Source organism: Collinsella sp. AM17-1 (genome assembly GCF_003470665.1).
Taxonomy (GTDB): domain Bacteria; phylum Actinomycetota; class Coriobacteriia; order Coriobacteriales; family Coriobacteriaceae; genus Collinsella.
Window position 1 is genome coordinate 97,872 of record NZ_QRJZ01000007.1, and the last position, 9,147, is coordinate 107,018.

Annotated in this window: 9 protein-coding genes; 3 read left to right on the forward strand and 6 right to left on the reverse strand. The window is 58.9% G+C overall.

Annotation, left to right across the window (positions count from 1 at the left end):
- Positions 1–344 precede the first annotated feature (344 nt).
- From DW195_RS05110 to DW195_RS05120, 3 genes are all read right to left on the reverse strand, one after another.
- Positions 345–566, reverse strand: a complete 222-nt coding sequence (locus DW195_RS05110) for a hypothetical protein (RefSeq protein ID WP_118206045.1) — start codon at positions 564–566, stop codon at positions 345–347.
- A 32-nt stretch (positions 567–598) separates the two neighbouring features.
- Positions 599–1,387 carry an ADP-ribosylglycohydrolase family protein gene (locus DW195_RS05115; RefSeq protein WP_118206046.1) on the reverse strand — a complete coding sequence of 263 codons (789 nt, stop codon included), beginning with the start codon at positions 1,385–1,387 and terminating at the stop codon, positions 599–601.
- Between the two features lie 66 nt (positions 1,388–1,453).
- A complete protein-coding gene (locus DW195_RS05120) occupies positions 1,454–2,503 on the reverse strand; it encodes a YhcG family protein (protein ID WP_118206047.1) in 1,050 nt (349 codons plus the stop codon).
- Between the two features lie 167 nt (positions 2,504–2,670).
- On the opposite strand from DW195_RS05120, the gene DW195_RS05125 reads away from it, so the two are divergent.
- A complete protein-coding gene (locus DW195_RS05125; RefSeq protein ID WP_118206048.1) occupies positions 2,671–2,940 on the forward strand; it encodes a hypothetical protein in 270 nt (89 codons plus the stop codon).
- Positions 2,941–3,035: 95 nt separating this feature from the next.
- Here the strand turns inward: DW195_RS05125 and DW195_RS05130 are convergent, their stop codons facing one another.
- The 3 genes from DW195_RS05130 to DW195_RS05140 all read right to left on the reverse strand — a co-directional run bounded on the left by DW195_RS05130 (position 3,036) and on the right by DW195_RS05140 (position 7,240).
- Positions 3,036–5,501, reverse strand: a complete 2,466-nt coding sequence (locus DW195_RS05130; protein WP_118206049.1) for a phosphatidylinositol-specific phospholipase C — start codon at positions 5,499–5,501, stop codon at positions 3,036–3,038.
- A gap of 305 nt (positions 5,502–5,806) precedes the next feature.
- Positions 5,807–6,400 (reverse strand): hypothetical protein, encoded by a 594-nt coding sequence (locus DW195_RS05135; protein ID WP_118206050.1) that lies wholly within the window; start codon positions 6,398–6,400, stop codon positions 5,807–5,809.
- 240 nt (positions 6,401–6,640) lie between these two features.
- Complete coding sequence (locus DW195_RS05140; protein WP_147356489.1) at positions 6,641–7,240, reverse strand: hypothetical protein; 600 nt, start codon at positions 7,238–7,240, stop codon at positions 6,641–6,643.
- Positions 7,241–7,617: 377 nt separating this feature from the next.
- Between DW195_RS05140 and DW195_RS05145 the strand changes: the two genes are divergently transcribed.
- Positions 7,618–8,250 (forward strand): cyclodeaminase/cyclohydrolase family protein, encoded by a 633-nt coding sequence (locus tag DW195_RS05145; RefSeq protein ID WP_118094757.1) that lies wholly within the window; start codon positions 7,618–7,620, stop codon positions 8,248–8,250.
- 2 nt (positions 8,251–8,252) lie between these two features.
- A partial coding sequence (locus tag DW195_RS05150; protein ID WP_147356490.1) for a bifunctional 5,10-methylenetetrahydrofolate dehydrogenase/5,10-methenyltetrahydrofolate cyclohydrolase occupies positions 8,253–9,147 on the forward strand: 895 nt, incomplete at its 3' end.

The following is a 9,147-nucleotide window of genomic DNA, read 5'->3' on the forward strand; positions in this document are numbered from 1 at the left end:
GGAACCCGCTCCTCAGCTACTCAAACTTCGGAGACGCGGGCAACGCAGGTGCTAATGTCTAAAGGGCCGGCTGCAACCGGCCCTTTTCATGACTCCCCTCGCTATCCGTTACTGCTTATATTCCCGCCAGATCGAGTAGAGGTTCCGGGCAATGCCGGTCACATACATCGAGAGGCGCAGGATTTCAAGAAACAAGTTCATAGGCTTCACCCCAATCGGAGATCGGAGCGTTGCCCGCAGGCGGATTCCGCGGCAGTCAAGATTTTACCTCACAGGCCGCGGTGGGAGACATCCTACCCACCCCATGGTTTGGAACAGTGTCGATCTAACGGGCAATCAAACCTCTAGCACTCTTTGAATTGAGCAAGCATCTGCCCGAAGGTGCTGAGTTCGAACGGTTCATAAATGAGCGAACCGCCGTCCGCGGTCCTGTAGAGCCCGCAGGGGAGGTAGCGCCCATCGGGGAGGACGTAGAGGTTGGCTTCTTCCTTCAGTCCTGCTGGAAATAGCGGAATCCCGTTTTCGTCCACTTGGAACTCGTCTAAATTCGCGATCTTCCTCTCCATGGTGCCTCCTGCCTTATTTCTTGAATGGCGCCCTAAAACAAGCAGCTCTCAATCAGCTCTTTTCCGCGTAGAGTGTCGATCCACTCCTGTGGGATGGCTTTGAGACCGTAGACCGTGCCGGCGAGGGCGCCGGCGACGGCTGCGGTGGTGTCGGTGTCGTCGCCCAGGTTGACGGCGGCAAGGACGCAATCTTCGTAGCTGTTGGTGTTGACAAAGCACCAGCTGGCGGCCTTAAGGGTGTCGCGCACGAAGCCGCCGGACCTGATTTCCTGCTCAGGCACACCTTTCAGATGAAGCGCCCACGAGGGAAGCGTGCCGTTCATCACATCCCTCATCAGCTCGACAAATATGACGCATGCGTCGGTCGATGTTCTGTGAGCGTGCGTAATCGCGGAGACCTTGCTGACCTCTTCGTCTGTCGCATCGGTGAACGCCAGGGGAGCGATGCGCATGAGCGATCCGTTGCCGTTGTCGCGCTCGCCGGAGCCTCCTTTGCCGGTGTGCAGGGCGCGGGCGGTCGTGCCGCCATAATCGAAAACGCCGTCGATCGTATACTCGCCACGGGCAATCCAGCTTACGAATTTGTCGCGCATGTCTGCGGTGTCGATATACCCGAGCTCCCTAATCGAATCACAGGTAGCAAGCGTCATAGATGTGTCGTCGCTCCAGGTGCCGGCGGGCTGCCCATGCGTGCCGTAGCCGATCATGTCCGCGCATTCGAACGTGCCGCGGGGCCTGAACTCGTAAGGAACGCCCAGTGCGTCGCCGACGGCGAGCCCATAGATGCAGTCGCGCAGTGTTGTTTTCGGTCCGTCTGTCATGGAGCGCTCCTCTTATGTCGGGGGATATGAAACGCCGTGGGGGGGGGTATCGGTCGCAACGTGCCGCTACCCTTGCGTTTCGCCATTAGTCGCTTCGTTGATGGCGCGGTACTCGGCACTCAGCTCGCGCGCCAGCTCTTCCTTGCTTGGAAGATACGGCAGGTATTTGGCGGCAAACACTTGGTCGTTGTCTTCGGGCAGCGTGTACTCGACAATCGAATCGCTTTTGTCCGCGCAGAGCACGATGCCTATGGGCGGATTGTCGCCTTCGTTCATGAGCTCGCGTGTGTAGTAGTTCACATACATTTGCATCTGGCCCAGGTCCTGATGCGTAAGGTCATCGGTCTTAAGGTCGATGAGCACGAAGCAGCGCATCAGATAGTTGTAAAACACAAGGTCAATATAGAAATGGCGCCCATCAAAGGTGATGCGCTTTTGGCGCGCCTCGAAAGCGAAGCCACGGCCAAGCTCCAGCAGGAACTTCTGAAGATGCGTTATGAGTGCCTGCTCTAGATCGCTCTCGCGAAACGCAGCATCGTCCGTGAAACCTAAAAACTCCAGTACGTATGGGTCGCGGATGATATCCTCGGGGCGACGAGCCGGGGCGCTCTTTTGGATTTCCTTGGTGACGGCCTCCTTGTCCTTGCTGGCAAGTAGGCGCTCTCGGAACATGGTGTTGATCTGGCGTTCGAGCTGACGCGTGCTCCAGCGAGAATCGGCGCATTCGTTCATGTACCATGTTCGAGTTTCGGGGTCAGGAATGCGTATTAACCTGCGGTAATGTGTCCAGCTCAATTCGGGACGCAGTGAGTCCCGAATTGGAAATGCAAGATGGAACTGACGCATTTTACGCAGCTCTCTTGCTTCAAAACCTTTACCAAAATCCTTGGTAAGTCTGATTGCGAGGGCCTTGAGCAGCGCCTCTCCATACTTGGCGCGCTCCTCTCCGCCCTGCTCATCAACAATGCTCTTGCCGATATCCCAATACGCCTCAACCATCGCATAGTTAACGGCGGTATAGGCCTTGTCGCGAGCGGCGTTGAGAATCGAGGAAACCTGCTTGTAAAAAACTTCTGGCACGATTGTCGATTCCCCGCGGTTTACCAGTTCGCCCATCACTGTCGCCCCACTTTCCTCTTGTGGAATGCATCTTTATCGCATTTAGTTTAAAGCCTCGCGCGGACACGAATTGCTGCGCTGTCTGACATCTTCGCATGGGGTCTTGCTGTGACTAAAATGTGGCCATAGAGACAGTTTTAACGAACCCCATGGGAGTGGCACGCATGGACAACAACACCTTGCTGTTTCAGGACAAGGGTTCGGGTGGGTTTAAAGACGTCAAGATCTACCCTAACCGTATTGAGGTGCTCAAGAAGGGCACGTTTGGTGGCAAGCACACCGAGATTGTCTATCTTAAGGACATCACGGGGGTCAACAGGATCAAGGGCCGCGACGTTTTCCTACGTAACAGGCTGTTGACTGCTTGCGTCTTTAGTCTGAGCAGCCGTGCGAAGGCCCAGGAGTTTGTTAACGCGCTGGACATGGTGATGTAGCCTATGGCGGCGTTCGGGCCAAGGTAAAAATCGGGGGCACAGAACGGTGTCCTGCGCCCCTCATTAAATCGATGTGTCCAAAAGGGCCGGCTGGCCTAATCGTCAACGTCTCCGTTGTCTTCGCGGTCATTTGCAAGCATTGCTGCGCCGGCGACCGTTGTCGCCACGGCGGCGGCAGCGAGCCCGGCGGCAATGCCGGAGCCGTCGCCCGTGTCGGCGAGTTTTCCGCCCGAGTTCTTGCCCTTGTTGCCCTTACCGTTCTTATCAGTGCTGCCTGCGTTGGAACCCGTGCCACCGTCGGTGCCGGCGCCGGTGCCGCCTGCACTGCCCGAGGCCGCTACGGTAAAGCTTGCGGCTCCATCGCTGGCGAGCGTGTAGTTCTGTGCCGCGTCGCCCAAAAGGCCTTTCGCGCGCACCCAGTACGTCCCTGCGGCAAATGTTTCGCCCTCGGCCATTGTCGTGCCCGGAGCGCCGTTCGCGTCGTGCACAAACTCGAGCTGGGCCGTGCAGGCATCGGTTTCGAGCTTGCCCTCGAGTGATGCCGCAATCTTGGCGCGCACGTCTTCGCCGGCCTTAAGGCCTTCGAGCCCCTCAAAATGGGGCGTCAACGCGCGCGGATCGATATCGATGGGCACATGACCCCGCAGCTCCGTAACGGTCTCGTTGCCCAAGGCGTCGACATCCACATATTCGATGGCAAACGCATGGCCCGAAGCCGCCACGTTGAGTACGTTGCTGCTGCCGACGAGGCGGAAATGGCCCTCGCCAACGGTCTTGCCATCCTGGAGCGAGGCATCGCTCAGCGAGTCGCCGTACGTCATGCGCATGCGGGTCGGGAGATAGCACGAAACGGTCTGTTTATGCTGCGCATCGTTGTAATTGCGTTGGTAGATGCTCCGGGCCAGTGACGCATCAACAAAGTCGGATACGATGATGCCAATGTGCTTGCGGCAGTCTGCCTTAGTGCTCTCAATTCCGGTGCTGTTTATATACGAGCTCTTGTACAGATGCTCGTTGACCACGCGCGCTGCGGTAAATGGGTTGTTTTGCGTGCAGCTCGTGTAGTTGATAAACCAGCAGCGCTCCGTTACCTGCACCTTTGTCCCGTCCTCGGCAGGGATATATACGAGGTTGCGCTCGAGTTCGGTCGCTGCCTTCAGGGCCATATCGACCCAGTCGATTTTACTGGACCCCGTGCAGCTGTAATGGTCTTGGGCATATACCGTTGTGCTATAGGGCTCTTTGTCGCCCGTATTGCCCGCAGCCTCAAAGCCTTGCTCGTATTTCACGAGGCACATGGACTTTCCGGAATGCGTCTTGATTTTGTCGTCCCATTCGGTGAGGTCGAGGCCCCACGTGTGGCCGTCTACGCTGTTGCCGGCGAGTTCAAATCGACGCAGCAGGACGATCTTTCCGCGCACCTCGCCCAGCGTGGGGACGTGGCTCGACGTGTAGAACAGATCGGGGTTATCGGCCATAACCTTGGCGAAGGCCGTCGTTATGCTTTCGTTGGTAGCCTCGTCGTTGCCGCGCGATGCGAGCATGATGAGCGCTTCTGACGGGTGTTCGTTCAAAAACGTTTTGAAGTACCCGATGACATCGGAGAGATGCAGAAAGTTCCCGTCTTTTTTGAGCAGGTAGAACATCCCATGGTCGATGCCAGGGTTGTCGCCCTTTCCGAGCCGGATATCAAAATAGCGGATTCCCTCGAGCAGCTGCGTTGGTATGTAGTCCTGCTGGCACTTTACAAGCGAGGTTTGGGGCTCGGTGTCGTTGTCCACACTGCAGGTGCTCGAATCGTGCGTGCCTGGGATGCTCAGCTCGTCGAGGTATTTCTTGCCATCGACGTAGCTCATCCAACATGGTCCGTCGACGTAGCTGCTATACGTGGTCCAGTCGATACTTCTAACCGTGGTATTGATCTCGCCCATGTCGTAACCGACAAGTTCGAGCTCCCAAGGAATGCTCTTCCTCTTGTGGCAGATCTTATTGTTGTCTTGGTCTTTGCCGTCCTTTTCTATGGCCAGGTAATTAATGTCTTTTTTCTCGTTTGTGCGGTCTCGGATGATGTAGGTTCCGTTTAGCTGGCGGTCGAACGCAAAAGAGCGGCTGGCCTTGCCGTCATGCTCGCCACTCCATACGTGGATGACCTTTCCATCTTTGTCCGAGTCGCCATCGACCGACCAAATGCTGTTGCCCGTTTTCTTGTGCTCTTCGAAATTGAGCAGGGTGCGGATGGCGTACCAGTTTGTGCCGTCCGCATCGGTCAGTACATGCTCAAGGATGAGCTTGCTGGACGTGCCGTCATTAAACAGGTGGCAGACGTTGCCGATGACGTTGCCGTCTTCGTTGACGCTCGCGGTGCGAAAATAGCCCGCGGGGCGAAGGCGAATGACGAACTTGTCGAGGGTGGCCGCTGACTCGGCCGTGCCGTCCGCAAAGGCTGTCCGCGGACTAATGCCCAGCATGGCGGTTTCGGGCAGGCTTGCCAGAGGCGACAACGCTGCAAGTCCAAGGCCCAGCGTAAACGCTCGGCGACTGATGGCGTGGTGTTCGGTCATAACTCCTCCATTCGCAGGGTGCGGTTATGCACTCATTTTGGTCACTATACTGCCCGGATGTTTAAAGGCGTCGGCTTAAATTGTGTGCGCGGCGCTATAAATCGGCGGGTGGACGTGTTGGGGTGCTTGCCGTTTTCGTACCGTTGCCACATTTGGGGTGGTTTCGGCGTCCGGCATCCTGCGTTCGTCGGCTACCGGCATAAGAAAGGAAGGGTCGGTTTACCGGCCCTCCCTTAGTACGAAACGCTGGGGCACCGTCGCTTGTTTGCACTGCGCCCGTGTTTCCCGCTGCGCTCGCCAGTCGCTTAGCGCTTGATCTCGATATCGTCGAGCTTGACGTCCATGGCCTCGGTCTTTGCCTCGGCGATGTCGTCGGCAAATTCCAGAGACTTCATCATGGTCTCGACGGCGTCCTTGTGCTCTTCGACATTGTCGATGCGCACGTACACGCTGCCGCCGTCAACGTCGGTGAAGTACTCGGTCGTCACGCCGCCCGTGTGCGTAAAGTAGGCGCTGCGCCAGGTCTTGCCGTTGTACTTAACGGGATCGCTCTCGGTCCATCCGGAGTTGGCCTTCCACTTTGCCTCGTAGTCAAACAGCTCGTCGGCGTTCTTGTCAGTGTCGAAGACGGGGATGAAGCGGTCGCTGGCGTGCTCGCTCTCGGTGAACTTAAACTGGGCCCTGTCGGCGGTGTCGCCGGCGACGTCGGTGATCTCGACGCCCTCGGGGACCTCGACCTTAAACCAAATGAAGTCGGTCCTCATATCCACGGCTGGCTTTTCTGCTCCGCCGCCACCGCCACTGCCGGTAGCGCCGCCGCTGCCGCCGCAGCCCACCAGGGAGACTGCGGCAAAGAGGCTTATGCAGAGGGTGAGAATCGCTAAGGCCTTCTTTTTCATGGTCGTGTCCTCCTCGATCTGTAACCGCCCATGGATTGCCTGCCTTTACTGTACGCGCGGACGGCTCGCTAGGGTGGGCCATGTGTCCCATTCTGAGGGCCGGAATTGCGCCGTTAAGTGGCAATATGCGCGGGTCAAAAAGAGGGGAGGGCCGATGCTGTCGGCCCCCCCCGGGTTGGGCGCCCGTTGTTTTAATGGGCGCATGCGCGCTGGTGCGCGTAGGCGCGTGCGGGTGTCCCGTTACTTGATCTCGATGCTCGAAATCTCGACTTCGCGTGCCTCGGAAACTGCCTCTGCCATGTCATCGGGGAACTCGATGGAGTTGAGGAGCGCCTCGGCTTCTTTCTTGTGCTGGTCGAAGTTCGAGATGAGGACGTAGACGCTTCCCGGCTCAACGTCGCTAAAGAGGAGGGTTGTGATGCCACTGTTGTCCTCGTACGTTCCGACGAGCCACGTCCTGCCGTTATACTCGACGGACCCGCCATCCTTCCACTGGAACGTATCCCCCTTCTTTTCCGCCTGGTCGGCGTGGGATTCCTCGGCAGTCAGCGCTTTTTTCCAAACGGGGATAAAACGATCGGCCGAGGCGTTCTCGTCTTCGGGGAAGGTGAGCTGGACCCTGTCGGCATTCTTGCCGGCGGAGTCGCTTACGCCGACGCCCTCGGGCATCTCGACCTTAAACCAGATAAAGTCGGTCTTCTTGGCGACGGGGGTCTTTTCCTTGCTCTCGCTCTTGGAGGCGCTGCTGCCGCCCGATGCGCTCCCGCCGCAGCCGACAAGGGCAAACGCGGCAAAGAGGGCGATGCAAAGGGAAAGGATCGATAGGGTCTTTTTCTTCATGGTGGCGTCCTCCTTGTCTGCCAGGGACATCGTGTGCCGCGGATCGCTGGGGCGGCGGTTGCGCGTGCACATGATGACTTTGTTTGCTGTGCGGTGATTCCTCCATTCGTCGTCCGGTGCCGTGATGAGCGTTGCCCCAACATGGGGCTCCTTACCTATATGTATGCCCTAGTTGCCGCTGCCCGGGAGTCTCGAAACGTGGGCCATGTGTCCCATGTTTGCGTTGGCATGGCCTATCGTTCGTCATAGAAATCCGCGATGGCCAGGTGTGCTGACGCCCATGTGCTTATGGGCTAGACTTAGCACCATTACGTGTTCGATGCGGTTGGTCGGCGGTTGCCGCCTGACCGATGTATATGACTTGAAGGTGCGTGCGTATGAGCCAAGAGATGATGGATAAAACCTGTCGAGAGTTTGCCGAGGCACTTGCCGCACGCGAGCCGGTTCCCGGCGGTGGCAGCGCGAGCGCCTTTGTGGGCGCGCTGGGCGCCTCGCTGTGCGGAATGGTTGCCCGCTACGGTGCGACCAATCCCGCGCTTGCTGATCGTGCGGATGACCTGACGCGTGCGTTTGCCCATGCTGATGAGCTGGCCCAGGAGCTTGTCGAGTTGGTTGCCGAGGACGTTCGTGCCTATGGGCAGGTGTCCGCGGCATACGGTATTCCGCGTGACGATCCGGCTCGAGCGACCGCGATTCAGGATGCGCTGCATGTGGCCGCTATGCCGCCGTATCGCATTATGGATGCCTGCGGGCGCGCGCTGGCGCTGCTCGAGGACATGGCCGACAAGGGTTCGCGTCAGCTGCTGTCCGATGTGGCGTGCGGCGCCGTGTTCTGCCGTTCCGCTATGCAGGGCGCGAGCTTGACGCTCTTTGCGAACACCACGTCTATGAAGGATCGCGCTCGTGCTGAGGAGCTCGAGACGGCGTGTGATGAGTTGCTCGACATGTGGTTGCCGCGCGCCGATGCGCTGGCGCGCCGCGCCGCCGACGCCGCAAGGAAGAGGGGATAGCCATGGCTGAACTGCTGAAGGGTGCCCCCGTTGCTCGCGCTTTGACTGAGGAACTTGCTGCTCGCTGCGTGGCTTTGCGCGAGCGCGGCGTTGTGCCGACGCTGGCTATCGTGCGCGTGGGTGAACGCGAGGACGACCTATCCTACGAGCGCGGTGCGCTCAAGCGCTGCGAAAAGGTTGGCATTGAGGCTCGCCGCGTTTTGCTTCCCGCCGATGTTTCGCAGGACGAGCTGTTGGCGGCCATCGAGGACATCAATACCGATTCGTCTGTTCATGGCTGCCTGATGTTCCGCCCGCTGCCCGCCGGCCTTGACGAGGACGCGGTTGCCGCGGCACTCGATCCTGCCAAGGACGTCGACTCCATGACGCCGGCTTCGCTGCTCACCACGCTTTCGGGGCGCGGCGAGGGTTTTGCCCCCTGCACAGCCGAAGCCGTGCTTGCTTTGCTGGATCATTACGGCGTTGAGCTGGATGGAGCTAAGGTTGCTGTGGTCGGGCGCTCGCTGGTGATCGGGCGTCCTGTTGCTGCCATGCTTACGGCGCGCAATTCGACCGTGACAACGTGTCATACGCATACGCGCGACCTTGCTGCCGAGTGCCGTACTGCCGACATTGTGGTTGCTGCCGTTGGACGCGCGCGCACGATTGGCGTGGACGCGGTTCGCGAGGGCCAGACGATCATCGATGTTGGCATTAATTGGGACGAGGCCGCTGGCAAGCTGGTGGGTGACGTCGATTTTGATGCTGCGGAGCCGGTCGTTAAAGCCATCACGCCCGTGCCGGGCGGCGTGGGCGCTGTGACGACGGCGATCCTCGCTAAACACGTGATCGAAGCGGCCGAGCGCGGTGGCGCGCGCAGACGTGGTGTAAGAGCGTCCCGAGGTCCGTCGCTGCAAG